18 protein-coding genes and 2 pseudogenes are annotated in these 16,452 nt (G+C 69.9%); 11 read left to right on the plus strand and 9 right to left on the minus strand.

Translation table 11 applies throughout. From position 1 onward, the window contains the following. Positions 1-22 precede the first annotated feature (22 nt). Complete coding sequence (locus A37U_RS0104315) at positions 23-931, minus strand: RNA polymerase sigma-70 factor (protein ID WP_020495384.1); 909 nt, start codon at positions 929-931, stop codon at positions 23-25. Positions 932-1,099: 168 nt separating this feature from the next. Between A37U_RS0104315 and A37U_RS0104320 the strand changes: the two genes are divergently transcribed. Next, positions 1,100-1,585 carry a carboxymuconolactone decarboxylase family protein gene (locus A37U_RS0104320; protein WP_020495385.1) on the plus strand — a complete coding sequence of 162 codons (486 nt, stop codon included), beginning with the start codon at positions 1,100-1,102 and terminating at the stop codon, positions 1,583-1,585. 6 nt (positions 1,586-1,591) lie between these two features. Here A37U_RS0104320 and A37U_RS0104325 read toward each other — a convergent pair whose 3' ends face one another. After that, on the minus strand, positions 1,592-3,097 hold the full coding sequence (locus tag A37U_RS0104325) for a fatty acyl-CoA synthetase (protein WP_020495386.1): 1,506 nt from the start codon (positions 3,095-3,097) through the stop codon (positions 1,592-1,594). A gap of 147 nt (positions 3,098-3,244) precedes the next feature. Here A37U_RS0104325 and A37U_RS0104330 point away from each other — a divergent pair, with 147 nt between their 5' ends. After that, positions 3,245-3,424, plus strand: coding sequence for a hypothetical protein (locus A37U_RS0104330; RefSeq protein WP_020495387.1), 180 nt, complete (start codon positions 3,245-3,247; stop codon positions 3,422-3,424). A gap of 17 nt (positions 3,425-3,441) precedes the next feature. Here A37U_RS0104330 and A37U_RS42220 read toward each other — a convergent pair whose 3' ends face one another. After that, entirely contained in the window at positions 3,442-4,770 is a 1,329-nt protein-coding gene (locus A37U_RS42220) for an erythromycin esterase family protein (RefSeq protein WP_020495388.1), read from the minus strand. Positions 4,771-4,884: 114 nt separating this feature from the next. Between A37U_RS42220 and A37U_RS42225 the strand changes: the two genes are divergently transcribed. After that, on the plus strand, positions 4,885-5,478 hold the full coding sequence (locus A37U_RS42225) for a TetR/AcrR family transcriptional regulator (protein ID WP_020495389.1): 594 nt from the start codon (positions 4,885-4,887) through the stop codon (positions 5,476-5,478). A 90-nt stretch (positions 5,479-5,568) separates the two neighbouring features. Next, complete coding sequence (locus tag A37U_RS0104345) at positions 5,569-6,321, plus strand: SDR family NAD(P)-dependent oxidoreductase (protein ID WP_020495390.1); 753 nt, start codon at positions 5,569-5,571, stop codon at positions 6,319-6,321. Here the strand turns inward: A37U_RS0104345 and A37U_RS0104350 are convergent. Both A37U_RS0104350 and A37U_RS0104355 read right to left on the minus strand, forming a co-directional pair. Further along, complete coding sequence (locus tag A37U_RS0104350) at positions 6,306-7,388, minus strand: saccharopine dehydrogenase family protein (protein ID WP_020495391.1); 1,083 nt, start codon at positions 7,386-7,388, stop codon at positions 6,306-6,308. The two genes, A37U_RS0104345 and A37U_RS0104350, sit on opposite strands and share 16 nt — an antisense overlap. 9 nt (positions 7,389-7,397) lie before the next feature. Further along, complete coding sequence (locus tag A37U_RS0104355; RefSeq protein ID WP_020495392.1) at positions 7,398-8,279, minus strand: SDR family oxidoreductase; 882 nt, start codon at positions 8,277-8,279, stop codon at positions 7,398-7,400. Between the two features lie 194 nt (positions 8,280-8,473). On the opposite strand from A37U_RS0104355, the gene A37U_RS0104360 reads away from it, so the two are divergent. Further along, complete coding sequence (locus A37U_RS0104360) at positions 8,474-9,391, plus strand: LysR family transcriptional regulator (protein ID WP_020495393.1); 918 nt, start codon at positions 8,474-8,476, stop codon at positions 9,389-9,391. A gap of 3 nt (positions 9,392-9,394) precedes the next feature. Here A37U_RS0104360 and A37U_RS52505 read toward each other — a convergent pair. Continuing rightward, positions 9,395-9,556, minus strand: a pseudogene (locus A37U_RS52505) (XRE family transcriptional regulator); the annotation flags it as partial. Here A37U_RS52505 and A37U_RS54760 point away from each other — a divergent pair. The 6 genes and pseudogenes from A37U_RS54760 to A37U_RS0104390 form a co-directional block, all read left to right on the plus strand. Next, a pseudogene (locus A37U_RS54760) lies at positions 9,554-9,640 on the plus strand (mycothiol transferase); the annotation flags it as partial. The pseudogenes A37U_RS52505 and A37U_RS54760 overlap by 3 nt on opposite strands. An 85-nt stretch (positions 9,641-9,725) precedes the next feature. After that, positions 9,726-10,541: a CoA transferase subunit A gene (locus A37U_RS0104370; RefSeq protein ID WP_020495395.1), complete on the plus strand. Its 816-nt coding sequence runs from the start codon at positions 9,726-9,728 to the stop codon at positions 10,539-10,541. Between the two features lie 79 nt (positions 10,542-10,620). Then, a complete protein-coding gene (locus A37U_RS0104375) occupies positions 10,621-11,367 on the plus strand; it encodes a CoA-transferase subunit beta (RefSeq protein WP_020495396.1) in 747 nt (248 codons plus the stop codon). Beyond that, on the plus strand, positions 11,364-12,545 hold the full coding sequence (locus tag A37U_RS0104380) for a thiolase family protein (RefSeq protein ID WP_020495397.1): 1,182 nt from the start codon (positions 11,364-11,366) through the stop codon (positions 12,543-12,545). The genes A37U_RS0104375 and A37U_RS0104380 overlap by 4 nt, the downstream gene beginning before the upstream one ends. A 22-nt stretch (positions 12,546-12,567) precedes the next feature. Continuing rightward, on the plus strand, positions 12,568-13,335 hold the full coding sequence (locus A37U_RS0104385) for an IclR family transcriptional regulator domain-containing protein (RefSeq protein WP_020495398.1): 768 nt from the start codon (positions 12,568-12,570) through the stop codon (positions 13,333-13,335). A 150-nt stretch (positions 13,336-13,485) separates the two neighbouring features. Further along, positions 13,486-14,124, plus strand: coding sequence for a PaaI family thioesterase (locus tag A37U_RS0104390; RefSeq protein WP_020495399.1), 639 nt, complete (start codon positions 13,486-13,488; stop codon positions 14,122-14,124). 9 nt (positions 14,125-14,133) lie between these two features. Here A37U_RS0104390 and A37U_RS0104395 read toward each other — a convergent pair whose 3' ends face one another. Genes A37U_RS0104395 through A37U_RS0104405 form a run of 3 tightly spaced genes read right to left on the minus strand, consistent with a single transcriptional unit; the run spans position 14,134 to position 16,426 of the window. Beyond that, positions 14,134-14,733 carry a hypothetical protein gene (locus A37U_RS0104395; protein ID WP_157182605.1) on the minus strand — a complete coding sequence of 200 codons (600 nt, stop codon included), beginning with the start codon at positions 14,731-14,733 and terminating at the stop codon, positions 14,134-14,136. After that, positions 14,730-15,236 (minus strand): hypothetical protein, encoded by a 507-nt coding sequence (locus A37U_RS0104400; protein ID WP_020495401.1) that lies wholly within the window; start codon positions 15,234-15,236, stop codon positions 14,730-14,732. The genes A37U_RS0104395 and A37U_RS0104400 overlap by 4 nt, the downstream gene beginning before the upstream one ends. Beyond that, the gene (locus A37U_RS0104405) at positions 15,233-16,426 is read right to left on the minus strand and encodes an MCE family protein (RefSeq protein WP_169526804.1); all 1,194 of its coding nucleotides are present in this window, start codon (positions 16,424-16,426) and stop codon (positions 15,233-15,235) included. Before A37U_RS0104405 ends, A37U_RS0104400 begins: the two co-directional genes overlap by 4 nt. Between the last annotated feature and the right edge of the window lie 26 nt (positions 16,427-16,452).

Here is a 16,452-nt window from a genome sequence, read left to right on the forward strand (position 1 = left end):
GCGGTCTTGCGCGGCAAAACCTCTAGCGGTGCAAAGTGGTCGTGCGCGCCATGTGCGAGAGCTTCTCCGGATTGCGCACCGCATAGAGCCCGGTGACCAGGCCAGCGGCGATACCGACCGCGAGCACGGTGTCGATCTCGTCGTCCCGCCACAGGACCAGCGCCGGGTGTCCGTTGACCTGTGCCGGCCGCAGCGAGACCGCACCGGCGAGCCGGCCGAGCCCGGTGCTGAGCAAGCGGGCCACCTTGCCGGATCCGCTGATGGGGCGCCGGATCGCCTGCTTGATCCCGCCGCCGTCGCCGAGGAGTACGACATCGGGGGCGAGGATGTCGAGCAGGCTCTGCAGGTCCCCGGTTTCGGTCGCCCGGGTGAACGCGTCGAACGCGGCGCGGGTGTCGGCGGCGGACACGGTCGTACGCGGGCGGCGGGCCGCGACGTGTTCCCGGGCGCGGTGAGCGATCTGGCGCACGGCTGCGGCGCTTTTGCCCACGGCTTCGGCGATTTCCTCGTATCCGAGGGCGAACACCTCGCGCAGCACGAACACCGCCCGTTCGGTGGGTGCGAGTGTCTCCAGCACCAGCAGCATCGCCATCGAGACGCTTTCGGCCAGCTCGGCGTCCTCGGCGACATCGGGCGCGGTCAGCAGCGGCTCGGGCAGCCAGGGGCCGACATAGGATTCCTTGCGGCGGCCCAGGGTGCGCAGCCGCAGAAGCGCCTGGCGGGTGATGATCCGGACGAGGTACGCGCGCTGGTCCCGCACGGTCTCGAGGTCCACATCCACCCAGCGCAGCCAGGTCTCCTGCACCACATCCTCGGCGTCGGCGGCCGAGCCGAGCATCTCGTAGGCGACGGTGAACAGCAGATTCCGGTGGGTGAGGAACACCGAGGTCGCGGTATCCGGCTGCGCCACGGGTAGCGGCTGCTCGGTCATGAGAGTGCTCCTGTTCGGTCGCTGCGGCGTACCCACACGACACCGGAGGCGGCACGTTTGTGACACCGGAACCATATGGTGTACGTCACCCGGCCGCATTGTCACGCGGAACGGTTCACCGGCATCTCGTGGTCGCCCAGCACGACACCACGATCGGAGGAAAGACCAATGAACGCCCGATTCGACATGTTCGGCAACGAGATCGCCACACGGTTCACCAAGCGGTTCGTCAGCGCCGGTCAGGTGATCGACCAGTCGCCACTGTCGAAGGTCACCAGGGAGCTGGTCTCCTTGCGTGCCAGCCAGATCAACGGCTGCGGCTTCTGCACCGATATGCACACCAAGGACGCCGCGGCCGAAGGGGTCGCCGCGGTCCGGCTGCACCTCGTCGCCGCCTGGCGAGAGGCGACCGTGTTCAGCGAGGCCGAGCGGGCCGCGCTGGCCCTCACCGAGGAGGGCACCCGGCTCGCCGACGCCCATCACGGTGTGTCCGACGAGACCTGGGCCCAGGTGCGCGAGCACTACGACGACGACCAGATCGCCGCGCTGATCTGCCTGCTCGCGCTGATCAACGCGGCCAACCGGCTCAACGTGATCGTGCGGACCCCGGCGGGTTCCTATGAGCCGGGAATGTTCGCCGCCGCGGCCGGCTGACCGTGTTCAGCCGAACCGGCCACGCAGCTCGCGTTTGAGGAGTTTGCCGGAAGCGTTACGCGGCAAGGCATCCACCAGATGCACCCGCTTCGGTACCTTGTAGCCGGGCAAGCTCGCGCGGGCATGCTCGATCAGCACCGCCTCGTCCACCTCGGGGTCCACTCCGGGCTTCACGACCACGATGGCGGTCACCGCCTCGATCCACCGCTCGTCCGGGGCCGCGATCACCGCGACCTCGGCAACGGCCGGATGGGTGTACAGCGCGTCCTCGACCTCGCGGGAAGCCACGAGCACCCCGCCGGTGTTGATGACGTCCTTGATCCGGTCCACCACATAGAGGTAGCCGTCCTCGTCGGCCCGCACCAGGTCCCCGGAGTGGAACCAGCCGTTCCGGAAGGCTTCCGCGGTGTCCTCGGGTTTGTCCCAGTATCCGGTGCACAGCTGCGGGGAGCGGTAGACCACCTCACCGGATTCGCCCGGGGTCACATCCGCGCCCTGTTCGTCGACGACCCGCGCCTCGACGAACAGGGCGGGTTTGCCCGCGGAATCCTGGTGCCGGTCGTGTTCCTCCGGGCGCAGGATCGCGGCGATCGGGCCGATCTCGCTCTGCCCGAAGCAGTTGTAGAAGCCCAGTTCGGGCAGGCGCTCGCGGAGCCTGGTCAGCACCGGGCCGGGCATGATCGAGGCGCCGTAGTAGGCCTTGCGCAGGCTGGACAGGTCACGGGTGGTGAACTCGGGATGGTTGGCGATGGGCACCCACACGGTCGGCGCGGTGAAGAAAGCACGGTGCCCGTCCCGTTCGATGCGGGCGAGGATGTCACCGGGATCCGGGGTTTCCACGATGGTGTTGCGCGCCCCGGCCATCAGCGAGGGCAACAGGAAGCAATGCATCTGGGCACTGTGATACAGCGGCATCACGTGCAGTGGTTCGTCCGCGGCCGCGATGTCCAGCCCGGTAAGGCAGGACACGTACTCGTGCACCAGGGCCCGGTGGGTCATCATCGCGCCCTTGGGAGTCGAGGTGGTCCCGGAGGTGTAGAGCAGCTGGACGAGATCGGTGTCCGCGCGCGGCACCTCGAGTTCCGGGAGCCCGTCCCCGAGTGCGCTCTCCAGCAGCGAGCCCTCCCGGTCCCGCAGCGGGATCCAGTCCAGCCCGCCGAGGTGCCCGGCCAGCCCGGGATCGGCGAGCGCCGTCCTGCTGCCGGACTGTTCGAGCAGGTAGCGCAGTCCGTCCCCGGTGAGGCTGTTGTTGATCGGCACATGCACCAGTCCGGCGCGGGCGCAGGCGAGGAACCCGATCAGGTAGGCATCGGAATTCTTGCCGTAGGAAGCGATCCGGTCCCCGTGTTCGGCACCGTGGTCGAGCAGTCGCGCGGCCGCCCTGGTCACCGCCCGGTCGAGTTCGCCGTAGGTCCAGGACCGGTCGGCGAACCGCAGCGCGCACCGCTCGGGATGACGCGCGGCCGAGCGGCGGAGGACATCGTCGACGGTGCTCGAACGCGGATCGATCATGGCCTTGGCTCCTTTGCCGTGCTCATCGGGTCCGCCGGAATCCTACGCAGAGCAGGTGGGCCGACACCACGGGAACTCCTGCCCGAAATGTAACGTTGTCCCTGCACCTCGCCCACGTTGCGCATACCGACCCCCGAGGAGCCACCGATGTCGTTCGTCAACAAGATCGCCAGGCTGGCCGCGAGCCCGCAGGGGCGTCGCCTGCTCAACCAGGCCAAAGAGATGGCCAACGATCCCAAGCGCCGTCAGCAGGCCAAGGACGCCGTGGAGAAGGTGCGCGGCAGGGCCGAGGAGTACACCCGGCGCAACCGCGGCAGCGGCCACTAGCGGCACGCCCGGCCGGCTCAGCCGAACCGCAGTTCCGCCGCGTGCACGTGGTGGAAGTGGAAGAGCATGTCGTAGGACCGGCCGAGCGGGACCCGGAGTTCCCCGGCGTGTGGCGCTCCCGGATCGAATCCGCCCCCGATGGTGCGGGTCGGCCGCGCCGTCTTCAGCCATGCGGCCGCCCCGGCGGGGAGCGTCCGCAGATCGAGGAAGTAGTCCTTCCCAGCGACCTTGTCCAGGGTGTACTCGTTCTGTTCCGCACGCGGGGCGCCGAGGGTGAACGACCGGTATTTCTCGTCCGGTCCCTTGGCGTTGAACGAACCGTCGTGGAAGCTGAAGCCCACCGTGCGGAAGGCGGGGCCGAGCCGCTTGCGCAGGTGCGCGCTCGCCGGTTCCGGGGCGAGTTCCGGGTCGATGGGCACGTAGCTCGCGTGCGCCGCCATGTTCGACACCACGATCCCGCCGGGCCGATGCCGATACCACCATTCGGTGTTCTCGGCCATGACCTGGTCGCGATAACGCCCGGCTTCGGTGCGCCCCTGCTCGGTGTTCGTGTCGAAGGCGTATTCCCGGAAGCTCTGGGCGAGCGCGTTCGCGTGCTGCACGGCCCAGTCGAACTCCGCGCGGGATTCCCCGGGACCGGCCGCGCGCAGCAGGTTCACCACCGCCTTCGCCCGCGCGGCCAGCGCTTCTCGCTCGGAAAGGGATTTGCCGGTCTGGATGGCCATGTACTCGTTCAGGCTCGTCCCGGGGGCCGGTGCCATTCCCGCGTACAGGTGCTCGACCGCCTCTCGCAGCTCCGGATGCCGGGCCGCGACATACCCGGTGACCTTCTCGAACAGCACGGGGCCCGGGAAGGACAGGTCGTTGCCCATGAACCGCAGTTTGTGCGTGTGCGTGCGGTTGTACTCGCGCATCCAGTGCAACAGGTCCAGGAACTCGGCGTTGTCGAAGACCTGATAGAAGGCGTCGAACTCGGCGGACATAATCGCTCCGGGATCCCCGGTGCCGTGCAGCACATAGTCGTCGAGCCGCACCCCGGTGCTCCAGCTCATCTCGCGGGCGAAGGTGTCGAATCCCTTGTGTGTCGCGAGATAGCGGAACAACCGGTGCTGCATGGTGACGAATTCGCGCGAGCTGTGCGTGGCCTCTCCGACGCTGATCACCGAGGCGGAACCGACGGCCCGGCCGAACGGCAGCAGGTCGCCGAGCGCACCGTCCGGTTCCGTGGTACGTACCGGGTCGGCCGCCCGGTCGAAGGCGGGCGCGGGATCCTCCGGGGCGGCGAGCGCGGGGCCGCCTGCGATCAGGCCGGCCAGGAGGAGGGAAACTGTCAGGAGGCTTCGCATCCGCACGGGGCATCACCACTTCTGCCGGAGAGCATTCGCTGAGGAGTCAGCACCATCAGATAACCACCACAGTTGTAGTACTATGACTGTGGTGGTTGCAAGGACGGAGGACACATGTCACACAATCCGGGCAGGCGCCGGTGGCTCGGCGACTCGGCGATCCAGGTGCTCGCGCGCGAGGGGGTGCGCGGCCTGACCTTTCGCGCGGTCGACACCGAGGCGCAGGTGCCGACCGGGACGGCGCACAATTACTTCGCCGACTGGGATGCGCTGCTGGAGTTCACCGCCACCCGGATCCGGGACCGGCTCGCCGTCGAACAACCCGAGGAACAACCGGATCTGACCGCGCGCATGCGCGCCCAGTTCGAGAACTTCACGGACAACCGGGAGTGTTATCTCGCGCTGCTGGAACTGCGCCTCGAAGCGACCCGGCGCCCGGCCATCCGGGAAGTCCTCGGCCAGCTGGTGCGCACCGAGCTGGACACCCGCGCCGGGGAACACGCCGATTCCGCCATGCCGGGCGGCGGCACCGAGGCGACCCTGCTCTACCTGGCCATGCTCGGTCTGGCCGTCGAGCATCTCACCCTGCCGGACACACTCGCGGGCCGCGACCTCGACCAGCTGCTCGAGACCCTGGTCAGCCGGATCGCCACCGAACACCCCGGACACCGCGCCGAATTGATGACTCGGGACACCGGTATCCCCTAGGCTCGCCGGAAGTTCGTGCCGAGCACAGGGCAAGGGCGAGCTCAGGAGAAGGGCGAGGCAGGGGCGAGGTCAACGCCGAGGGAGGCAACGATGCCCGATCTGTTCCGGTTGGACGGGAAGACCGCACTGGTGACCGGTGGGGCGCGGGGAATCGGCGAGGCCATCGTCACCGCGCTGCTCGATGCGGGTGCCCGGGTCTTCATCGGCGATATCGATCCGGTGGCGGGCGCCGCGACCGCGCAGCGCCTCGGCACCGGCTTCGTGGCCATGGATGTCACCGATTCGGCGAGCGTGGACGCGGCCGTGGCGCAGGTCGTCGCCGAGGCGGGCGCACTGGACATCGCGGTGAACAACGCGGGCATCGTGGCGAACAAACCAAGCGAGGAACTCAGCGACGCGGACTGGCGCAGCGTGCTCTCGGTGAACCTGGACGGAGTGTTCTACTGCTGCCGCGCCGAAGGCAGGCACATGCTCGAACGCGGTTCCGGCTGCATCATCAACACCGGCTCGATGAGCGGGCACATCGCCAATCATCCGCAGCCGCAGTCCGCGTACAACGCCGCGAAGGCCGGGGTCATCCACCTGACGAAATCACTGGCCGGAGAATGGGCCGACCGCGGAGTCCGGGTCAACTCCATCTCCCCCGGCTATGTGGGCACCGAACTGACCAAGCGCGGAATGTCCAACGAGACCTGGCGAACCGCCTGGCTGGACTCCACTCCGATGGGCCGGGTGGGTGAACCGCACGAGATCGCGCCGGCCGTGGTCTTCCTCGCCTCGGCGGCGAGCAGTTTCTGCACCGGGACCGATCTGGTCGTGGACGGCGGCTACACCGTCTGGTGAGCCTCGTCGAGCAGGAAGGTCCCGCCCGCGGCCTCGGCGAGTCCGGGCCCGAACAGCGCGCCGGGGGTGTAGACCCCAGGACGGCCCTTCCCCTCGGCCAGCCGGTACGCGACCTCGGCGGCCACACTGGTCGTGTACCCCATGCCCTCACCGGTGCGCAGCCAACCCTGCCTTGTCGCACCGTCCGGCCAGGAAACCCTGGCGTGCGCCCAGGAGAATTCGCTGCCGCCGATGGATTCGGGCACCCGTACCCTGGCGATCATGCGGTTGGCGAACCGGCCGATCGCGGGGACCGACAGCAGCGCGCCGAGCACCGGAAGCACCGCGCGTGCCACGATCCCGGACGGCAGCTCACCGGAACCGGCGACCACGAACGGTGCCCCGCTCGCCCGGCGGGCGGCTTCCAGTTCCCCGGAGGGCCCCGCGGCCACCCGCGCGGTCCCGCCGTCGGGCAGTGCGAGCGTCTCGGCTTCGGAACCGATCGCGGCCCGCACCAGTTTGCCGTCCGCGTACCGGCGTCCACCGGCGACGATGCCATCGATCAGGGTCGCGGCCAGGGCCTCGCCGACCACATCCGCGCCACCGGAGTCGATCGCGGCGACCCGGTTCACCCGGACCCGTTGCGGTACCGGCTTCCCCGCGCACAGTTTCAGTACGACGCTCTCGGTCCCGAGCACGCCGAACCCTGCCCCGGGCACCGCGGTGCTGTCCGCCGCGGCGAGCTGCTCGTGCCTGCCGAACAGCTCGCCGACCGTGGACAGGTCGTTCGACAGGTCGGTGTAGTGCGTTCCCGGCGGGAGGGCGCGCAGGATCGGTGGCGCCGTCTCGCCGAACGGGCCGACGGTGTTCACCACCACGGCCGGTGCGTGCTCGGCGATCCGCGCGCCGACCGCTTCGGGCGAGGCGGCGGCCACGATCCGCGGTGCCCCGCCGATCTCCCCGGCCACCGCTCGCAGCCGCTCCGCGTTGCGGCCGACCAGACCGAGCGGCACCCCACGGTCGGCGAGCTTCGCGGCGATCGCCCGGCCACAGCGCCCGGTCGCTCCGTTGATCCAGATCTCGTCCATACTGGCTCCTCAGCCGAAGTAGTGTCCGGCTTCCAGATCGGCGATCAGGCCGACCTGTTCCGGATGCCAGTCGAGCAGTTTCCCGGTCCGCGCGGCCGAAGCCGGGGCGTCCAGCGTGAAGATGGCCCCGACGAACCCGATGGCCTCGATGGCCTCCTGCGGGGAAACCGAGTTCACCGGGAGCTCCAGGTGCCTGCCGATGACCTCGGCGATCTCGCGTACCGGCACCCCTTCGTCGCCGATGGCGTGCAGCCGGGACCCGGCCGGTGCCGATTCCACGGCGAGCCGGAACAGCCGTGCGGCGTCCAGCCGGTGCACCGAGCACCAGCGGTTGGTGCCCTGCTCCGGATACACCACGGCGCCGCGCTTGCGGGCCGCGCCGATCAGCGCCGGGACGAAGCCCTTGTCCCCTTCGCCGTGCACCGAGGGTGGCAGCCGCACCACCGAGGCTCGCACCCCGCGCTCGGCGAAGGACAGCACCGTCTCGGAATGCCGCGGCGAGTCGGGGCCGACCACATCCTCCTCGGTGGCGAGACGCCCCGGGGCGAGACCGGCAAGGCCCGAGGCGGCGACGAACGGCCGCCCGGTCCCGGCAAGCGTCTCGCCGAGCACCGCGATCGCCTGGCGGTCCAGTTCCGCGGCGGACGCGAAGTCGTCGAAGTCGTCGTGCTTGAACGCGCAGTGGATCACGCCGTCGGCCGCCGCGGCGCCCGCCCGCAGGCTGTCCAGGTCCTGCAGGCTGCCGCGTTGCACCTCGGCACCGACGGCGGTGAGCGCGGCGGCGGAGGCGTCCGAACGGGCGAGGCCGAGCACCTGATGGCCGGCATCGAGCAGCTCACGGACCGCGGCACTGCCGACGAATCCGGTCGCTCCGGTCACGAAAACACGCATGGAGTACTCCTTGCTCGGGCTGTGCCCTGCCGTCGGCGGTTCCGGGGAAGGGCGGTTACCTCTCCGACTCTGCGGGCCGATCCCCCGCCCGGTCCAATGAAAGCTGCGTAATACGCAATACGATTACCGTATCGCTGCAGCTCACCGAAGTTCTAACCGAACCAGAAGCGGCGCGGACGAGTTACACTTGGCGTATGCCGGATTCCGTATCACCTCCCGTCGACCTGGATCTGCGGCTGGTCTGGTGCTTCACCGTGGTCGCCGAGCACGGGCACTTCGGCCGCGCCGCCGAGGTCCTGCACACCACGCAGCCCTCGCTGAGCAGGCAGATCCGGCGGCTGGAGAATCAGCTCGGTGCGCGGCTGATCGACCGCGGCCCACAGGGCAGCCGGCTCACCGAGGCGGGTGAGGTGTTCCTGCCACTGGCCAGGAAACTGCTGCGCGGCGCGAACCAGGCCAAGGCGCGGACCCAGGCGGCGGCCCGGCCGGGCAGGCTCACCATCGGTTACATCGCCGGGGTGATCGTCACGCCGGTGGTGCGCGAGCTGCGCAACCGGCATCCGGACGCCGAGGTGAACGCGATACACCTGCGCTGGGAGGAACCGCGCACCGCCCTGCTCGAACACCGGGTGGACGCGGCCGTCAGCCGGCTGCCGTTCCCCACCTCGGGGCTGGACGTGGCCGTGCTCTACGACGAGCCGAGGGCGCTGCTCGTGCCGCGCGCGCACCGGTTCGCCGGCAAGGAGTCCGTCACGCTCGCCGATATCGCGGACGAACCGATGCTCCGGCTGCGCAACGCATCCCAGGAATGGCAGGCGTTCTGGCGTGCCGAACCGCGCCCGGACGGCCGCCCGGTCCCCGATGGCCCGTCCATTGATGCCATCGAGGACAAGTTCGAGCACATCGCCGCGGGCGAGGCCGTCGCGATCGTGCCCGCGGATCTCGGCTTCGCCGGCCTGCGCCCGGATGTGACCGCGGTGCTGATCGAGGACATCGAACCGAGCCACGTCGTGCTCGCGACCCGGACCGGGGACGGCAACCGGCTGCTCGCCGCCCTGGAGAAGTGCGTCCGGGCGCACCTCACCGGACCGGTGCACGCCGTCGCGCGGTGACCGCTACCCCACCGGTTCCCGCTGTTCGCCGCGCACGTGCGCGCGGACTCCGTGCATGCCGAACAGGATGAGCAGCTCGACCACCCCGCCGTCGGCGCTGCCCAGCCAGTGCAGCGCGGAGGTGTCGAACTCGGCGGCCTCACCGGTCGGCAGGATCAGATCCTGGCACACGTGATCGAGGAGACCGGAAGACACGCGGGCCACGCCGACATCCCCCGCGAGCTGATCGACGGCCGGACCGGGCCCTGACCCCGATTCGTCTTGACGGGATGCCGCGCGCCCGATTATGTTCGCATACAGCACATGTGTTCACTATGCGAACGGAGGCGAGTGGATGGCGATGCTGCTTCGGCTCGACGAGGCGATCGCGGAGCTCGTCGGCGATGGGGATGTCGTCGCACTCGAGGGGTTCACGCACCTGATCCCGGTCGCCGCGGGACACGAGATCATCCGGGCCCGCAGGCGGGATCTCACCCTGTGCCGGATGACCCCGGACATCGTGTACGACCAGCTCATCGGCGCCGGCTGCGCGCGCAAGCTGGTGTTCTCCTGGGGCGGTAATCCGGGAGTCGGCTCGCTGCACCGGTTCCGGGACGCGGTCCAGCACGACTGGCCGGTGCCATTGGAGATCGAGGAACACAGCCACGCAGGAATGGCCAACCGTTATGTGGCGGGCGCCTCCGGGCTGCCGTTCGCCGTGCTGCGCGGTTATCTGGGCACCGACCTGCCCGCGCAGACCCCGAACATCAAGACGATCGAGTGCCCATTCACCGGGGAGCGGCTGGCCGCGGTGCCCGCGCTGAACCCGGATGTCGGCATCGTGCACGCCCAGCGCGCCGACCGGGCGGGCAATGTACAGCTGTGGGGCATCACCGGGGTGCAGAAGGAGACCGTGCTCGCCTCGGCCCGGTCCCTGGTCACCGTCGAGGAGATCGTGGACGAGCTCGAACCGGTGCCCGGGGCGATCGTGCTGCCCGGCTGGGCGGTCACCGCGGTCGCGCACGTTCCCGGCGGTTCGCATCCCTCCTACGCGCAGGGTTATTCGGAGCGGGACAACACCGCATATCAGCAATGGGACCCGATCGGGCGAGACCGGGAGCGGTTCACCGAATGGCTGCGCGCCAGCGTGTTCGAGGAGGCAGGCGCATGACTGTGCTGTCCCGATCGGATCTTTCCCGCGCTCCTCGCTCGCTGACGCTCGCTGCGATGCTCGGAAAGGAACCGCTCTCATGAGCTATACGACCGACGAGATGATGACCGTCGCCGCCGCCCGCGCGCTGCGCGATGGGAGCGCCTGCTTCGTCGGGATCGGGCAGCCCAGTGCCGCGGCCAATCTGGCCCGCCGCACCCACGCGCCGGATCTCGTGCTCGTCTACGAGTCCGGAACTCTCGGCGCGAAACCGGATCGGCTTCCACTGTCCATCGGGGACGGGATCCTCGCCGAGACCGCGGACGCCGTGGTCTCGGTCCCGGAGATCTTCAACTACTGGCTGCAGCCCGGCCGCATCGACGTCGGATTCCTGGGCGGGGCGCAGATCGACCGGTTCGGCAACATCAACACCACGGTCATCGGGGGCTACGCCGAGCCGAAGGTGCGGCTGCCCGGTGCGGGCGGCGCCCCGGAGATCGCCACCTCCTGCCGCGAGGTGTTCGTGGTGATGCGGCACAATCCGCGCGCCTTCGTCGCCGCGGTCGATTTCGTGACCTCGCTCGGCTACGGCCGTGACGGCGAACAGCGGGATGCCTTGCGCCCCTTGGGGAAAGGCCCGACCAGGGTGATGACCGACCTCGGCGTGCTCGAACCCGATCCGGACACCCACGAACTCACCCTGACCGCGCTCAACCCGGGCGTCGAGGTCGAGCAGGTGCGCGCGGCGACGGGCTGGGAGCTACGGCTCGCCGAGGAGATCACCGTGCAGGACCCGCCTACCGAGACCGAACTGAGCACCCTGCGGGCACTGAAGGAGGCGTCGTGACCGAGGCGTTCATTCTGGACGCGGTGCGCACCCCGTTCGGCCGGTACGGCAAGGGACTCGCCGAGGTGCGACCGGACGATCTGGCCGCGCATGTGGTCCGCGCCATCGTGGATCGCCGGACCGGCCTCGATCCCGCCGCGATCGAGGATGTGTACTTCGGCGATGCCAACGGCGCCGGAGAGGACAACCGCAATGTGGCGCGGATGGCGGTGCTGCTCGCCGGGCTGCCGACCTCGATCCCCGGTGCCACGGTGAACCGGTTGTGCGGCTCCGGGCTGGAGGCGGCGATCGCCGCGAGCCGCGCGGTGCGCTGCGGGGACGCCGAGCTGCTGCTGGCCGGTGGGGTCGAGTCGATGAGCCGCGCCCCCTGGGTGCTGCCCAAACCCGAGAACGGGTACCCGCGTGGGCACGAAACCCTGCACTCCACCACTCTCGGCTGGCGCATGGTCAACCCGGCCATGCCCGGACAGTGGACCGTGGCACTCGGCGAGGGCGCGGAGATCCTCGCCGACCGCTATGGCATCACCCGCGAACAGCAGGATTCCTTCGCCGCACGCAGCCACTCCCGCGCGGCCGCGGCGAGCGAGGCCGGTGAGTTCGACGCCGAACTGGTCCCCGTTCCCGGTACCGGGCTGAGCCGGGACGAGGGCATCCGCGCCGATTCCACCGCGGAGAAACTCGCCGGGCTCGAACCCGTGTTCCGCGCCGAGGGCACCGTCACCGCGGGCAACGCCTCACCGCTCAACGACGGCGCGGCCGCCCTGCTGATCGCCGGGGAACGCACCGCGGCCGGGCTCGGCACCGAGCCCTTGGCCCGCGTGGTGTCCTGCGCGTCCTCCGGGGTGGATCCGCACCTGTTCGGCATCGGCCCGGTCGAGGCAGCCCGCACCGCGCTGCGCCGCGCGGGAATCGGCTGGGCGGACCTTTCCGCGGTGGAGCTCAACGAGGCCTTTGCCGCGCAATCACTCGCCTGCCTCGCGGAATGGCCCGAACTGGATCCCGAGATCGTCAACCCCGCCGGCGGCGCGATCGCCATCGGGCACCCGCTCGGCGCCTCCGGGGCACGCATCCTCGGCACCCTCGCCCACCGGCTGCGCCGCGCGGGCGGTGGCTGGGGCCTGGCCGCCATCTGCATCGGCGTCGGCCAGGGCCTCGCGGTGGTGCTCAGGACGGACTGAACCGCCGCCTAGGATGCCGGTCATGGACCCCGAGAGTTCCGGCTATGTGCAGTCGCTCGCGCGCGGGCTCTCGGTGATCACCGCGTTCGGCGCCGAGCACCCGGAGATGACCCTCGCCGAGGTGGCCCGCGCGACCGGGCTGTCCAGGGCCGCCGCGCGCCGGGTGCTGCACACCCTCGTGCAGCTCGGCTACGTGAGCACCGAGGGGAAAACGTTCGCGCTCACCCCGCGGGTGCTCGAGCTCGGGTTCTCCTACCTGTCCAGCATCGAACTCCCCGAGCTCGCCCAGCCGCATCTGGAACGGCTCGCCGCACAGGTGCACGAGTCCGCCTCGGTCTCGGTGCTGGACGGAGACGAGATCGTCTATGTGGCCCGGGTGCCGACCAGCCGGATCATGACCGTCGCCATCAGCATCGGCACCCGGTTCCCCGCCTACGCCACATCCATGGGGCACGTGCTGCTCGCCGGGCTCACCGCGCCGGAACGCGAGGACTATCTCCGGCGGCTGCACCCCGAACCGCTCGGCCCGGGCACCGTGGCCTCTGCCGGGGAACTACGCGCCGAACTGGACACCGTGGCCGGACAGGGCTGGGCCATCGTCGACCAGGAGCTGGAGGCCGGGCTGCGGTCGATCGCCGCGCCGATCCGGGACCGTGAGGGCCGCACCGTGGCCGCGGTCAACATCTCCACCCACGCCAGCCGGGTCACCAAGGAACATCTGCGCCGCGAACTGCTCCCCCGGCTACTGGAGACGGCCCGCGCCATCGAGGCGGATCTGCGCCATCACTAGCCGCTCAGCGCCGCGCCCCGGACTGCGCTGGGTGAACACCGATCCGCTCAATCCGCCCATCACGGCGTGAAACCGCACACCACACCCCATTCCACGGGGATTGCGCCGGTATTCTGGGCCGATGTGCCGTGCCCGCCGTGAAGGAGTCCGATGACCGAGTCGACCACCGATCAGCGCGCCACGGACCACGAAGGGGGCTTCCGGTCCCGGTTCGAGGTGACCACCGAGCGTGGTGGTCCCCGCTACGGGGCCTTCAGCGAGGAGGTCCGTCGGCTGATGGACCTGACGAGGTACGCGTGCCCGACGCCGGAACTGATCGACGGCCTCATCGAGGATCTGCGCGATGTCAACGAGCGGCTGGCGGCCACCCAGGTCGACGAGTGGCACACCCCGGCGGGGACCCGGATCGACCTGCCCGCGCGGGGCAACATCACGCTTCCGCCCTACGAGGTCGAGGAGGCCGGCCCGGACGGAGTCTCCGCTGTGGTCACGTTCCGCCCGTACCACCTCGGCGGCAACAACGCCGCGCACGGCGGGCAGGTGGCGGTGGCCTTCGACGATCTCGCCGGGATGGCCTCGGTCATGGGCCACGGCAGGGTCAGCAGGACGGCCTATCTCACCGTGGACTACCGTTCGATCACCCCGCTGGACACGCCGCTGCGCTGCCGGACCTGGGTGGACCGGATCGAGGGCCGGAAGGTGTTCATCCGCGGTTCCCTGCACGACGGACAGCGGCTGTGCGCCGAATTGGACGCGCTGTTCATCCAGCTCAAGCCGGGCCAGCAGTAGGCGGCGTGATCAGAGCACGCCGAGCTCGGTGACCTTCCAGGAACCACCGGGATCCCGGTGCGCGACCAGGCGCAGCTGCGCGGTCCCGGAGCGCTGCTGGGCTGCCCCGGACATGATCTGCTGGTCCACGAGGCCGAGCAGTTCGGCCCGGTCCCCATGCAGTGAGACCACCCCGAGGTTGCGCACGATCGTGGTGACGATGAGCCGTTTGCTCTGCGCGGTGTCCCTGATCCGCCCGAACAGCGCGTCGTACTGGCGCACCGCGGCACCGGTGAACAGGCCGCGCGCCGCCTTGTGGGCGTTGTCCAGATCGGCGTAGTCGTAGCTGAGCACCTGGGTCAGCGGACCGCGCAGCCGATCGGTGAGCTCACTGGTCTTGCCGGCGTCCACCAGTGCCTCGTTGTCCGAACGCAACAGCGCCCCGGTCACCCCGAGCGCGGCGGCGAGCACCGCGGCGATGATCGCGAGTACCGCACACCGGCGCTGGACCTGCTCGGCGGGCAGTGCGCGCAGTTTCCCGGGCAGGGCCCGCACTCGGCCGGGCAGAGCGCGCACTCGGCGGGGCAGTGCCCGTACCCGGCCCGGCAGGGTGATCGGCCAGCCCGTCATGGCGTCCCCGTCCCGGTCGAGGACAGATCGCCGACCAGCCAGCCGGAATCGGTCCGGTCCATCCGTGCGGTGAATCCGGCCTTGCGGCGCACCGCGGGCTTCCCGTTCGCGGCGATGTGCACATCGGCGGAAAGGATCACGGTCGCGGTCCCGGCGTTGACGTCCACCTTGGTCACCGCGGCCGAGGTGATCCGCGCGGTGCTCACCGATTTGGTCCGCTTGGCCTGATTGGCATCCGATTCCTTGGCTCGGTCCAGGTTCGCCTTGTAGGCCCCGGTGGCCACCGCGGACCACTGCTCGAGGTTCGCATCGGCCTTGCGGTAGTCGAGGCTGGCGAGCGTGGCGACCTCGGTGCGCGCCGCCTCGAGCGCCCCGTCGCGGGCGGAGGCGACCGAGGCGTCCGAGCCGAAGGCGTCCTGCCAGGCGGAGAAGGCGAACACGCCGAGTCCCGCGAGCGCCACGGCGAGCAGCGCGACCGAGAGCCGGACCCGATGGCGGTTCATTTCTGCAGTCCGTAGAGCTGTTCGACACTGTCCGGGCCACCGGAACCGCTGACCTCGCCGATGACTCCGGGCATCCCGCCGGGCAGCTGGGCCGGGGCGGCCGGCTTCGGCGGCGCTCCGCCGTAGGGCGCGTTCTGCGCGCCGCGTACCAGGATCGGGCTGCCTTTCGGTTCGGCGCAGTAGGCGGCCTGGTTCGGGTTGTAGTTACCCATATCGGTTCCCGCGTGCTGCTTGGTCGCCTGGTACCCCTTGGTGCACGCCGGCGGCTGGTAGAAGCTGAGCTGGAAGGAGAGCTGGCCCTGGTTCCCCCGCGACAGTGTCGGACTGACCCCGCCGATCATGGGCAGCCCGACGAGCAGCTGGCGCACCGCGGGCACCCGGGATTCGAGCAGCTGGGATGTGGTGAGCAGGTTCGCGAGCACCGCGGAGAGCCCGTTTCCGCTGCGGTGCAGGAAGTTCTGCACCTCCCCGGTGACCTGCGGGGCCTCGTGGGTGATCTTGCGGATGTCCGGATCGGATTTCTTGAGCTGCGCGGTGATATCGCGCAGGCCGTTGGAGAACGTGGACAGCTGCCCGGTCAGCTGTGACTGGGTGTCGAGCACGGTCCCACCGGTGTGCAGTAGCTTCTTGGTCTGCGGCACGTACTCGTCCGCGGTGCCTACGAAGGAGTTCGCGGCGTCGATCAGGGTGCGCAGATCCTGGCCGCTGCCATCGAACGCGGTACCCAGTTCGTCCACGACGGTGCGCAGCGAACCGGTGGGCACATCGTTGACCAGTTTGTCCACCGCGTCGAGCATCCGCGCCGGGGCGACCGGGACATCGGTCTTGCGCTCGGCTATCCGCGATCCGTCCCGCAGATAGGGCGGGGAATCGTTGTCCGGAACCAGATCCACGTACTGCTCGCCGATCGCGGAGCGGTCGGTGACGATCGCGCGCGCCGAGGCCGGGATCTTCGGGGCGTCCGAGTCGATCTCGAGCTGGACCCGAATCCCGTTGTCGGACAGGGAAACCGAACCGACCCGGCCGACCGGGCTGCCGCGATAGGTCACCTCGGCGTTCGGGAAGATCCCGCCTCCGGTGGCCAGTTCCGCGGTCACCGTGTAGCGCCCGGCCCCGATTTCGTTGCCCAGACCGGCATAGCGCACCGCGGTGAATCCGACGGCGAGCACGCCTATCACAATGAACAACACGAACTTGACCTTGACACTGCGCCCGA

It is taken from the genome of Sciscionella marina DSM 45152 (assembly GCF_000379465.1).
Classification (GTDB): domain Bacteria; phylum Actinomycetota; class Actinomycetes; order Mycobacteriales; family Pseudonocardiaceae; genus Sciscionella; species Sciscionella marina.

What these genes read in the sequence shown, in the direction of transcription:
- A37U_RS42225 (WP_020495389.1), top strand. Translation starts at nt 4,885, where the DNA reads ATGTCACACAATCCGGGCAGGCGCCGGTGGCTCGGCGACTCGGCGATC.
- A37U_RS0104355 (WP_020495392.1), bottom strand. Translation starts at nt 8,279, where the DNA reads ATGCGTGTTTTCGTGACCGGAGCGACCGGATTCGTCGGCAGTGCCGCG.
- A37U_RS0104315 (WP_020495384.1), bottom strand. Translation starts at nt 931, where the DNA reads ATGACCGAGCAGCCGCTACCCGTGGCGCAGCCGGATACCGCGACCTCG.
- A37U_RS0104375 (WP_020495396.1), top strand. Translation starts at nt 10,621, where the DNA reads ATGAGCTATACGACCGACGAGATGATGACCGTCGCCGCCGCCCGCGCG.
- A37U_RS42220 (WP_020495388.1), bottom strand. Translation starts at nt 4,770, where the DNA reads ATGCGAAGCCTCCTGACAGTTTCCCTCCTCCTGGCCGGCCTGATCGCA.
- A37U_RS0104395 (WP_157182605.1), bottom strand. Translation starts at nt 14,733, where the DNA reads ATGACGGGCTGGCCGATCACCCTGCCGGGCCGGGTACGGGCACTGCCC.
- A37U_RS0104320 (WP_020495385.1), top strand. Translation starts at nt 1,100, where the DNA reads ATGAACGCCCGATTCGACATGTTCGGCAACGAGATCGCCACACGGTTC.
- A37U_RS0104350 (WP_020495391.1), bottom strand. Translation starts at nt 7,388, where the DNA reads ATGGACGAGATCTGGATCAACGGAGCGACCGGGCGCTGTGGCCGGGCG.
- A37U_RS0104360 (WP_020495393.1), top strand. Translation starts at nt 8,474, where the DNA reads ATGCCGGATTCCGTATCACCTCCCGTCGACCTGGATCTGCGGCTGGTC.
- A37U_RS0104325 (WP_020495386.1), bottom strand. Translation starts at nt 3,097, where the DNA reads ATGATCGATCCGCGTTCGAGCACCGTCGACGATGTCCTCCGCCGCTCG.
- A37U_RS0104390 (WP_020495399.1), top strand. Translation starts at nt 13,486, where the DNA reads ATGACCGAGTCGACCACCGATCAGCGCGCCACGGACCACGAAGGGGGC.
- A37U_RS0104345 (WP_020495390.1), top strand. Translation starts at nt 5,569, where the DNA reads ATGCCCGATCTGTTCCGGTTGGACGGGAAGACCGCACTGGTGACCGGT.
- A37U_RS0104330 (WP_020495387.1), top strand. Translation starts at nt 3,245, where the DNA reads ATGTCGTTCGTCAACAAGATCGCCAGGCTGGCCGCGAGCCCGCAGGGG.
- A37U_RS0104400 (WP_020495401.1), bottom strand. Translation starts at nt 15,236, where the DNA reads ATGAACCGCCATCGGGTCCGGCTCTCGGTCGCGCTGCTCGCCGTGGCG.
- A37U_RS0104370 (WP_020495395.1), top strand. Translation starts at nt 9,726, where the DNA reads ATGGCGATGCTGCTTCGGCTCGACGAGGCGATCGCGGAGCTCGTCGGC.
- A37U_RS0104385 (WP_020495398.1), top strand. Translation starts at nt 12,568, where the DNA reads ATGGACCCCGAGAGTTCCGGCTATGTGCAGTCGCTCGCGCGCGGGCTC.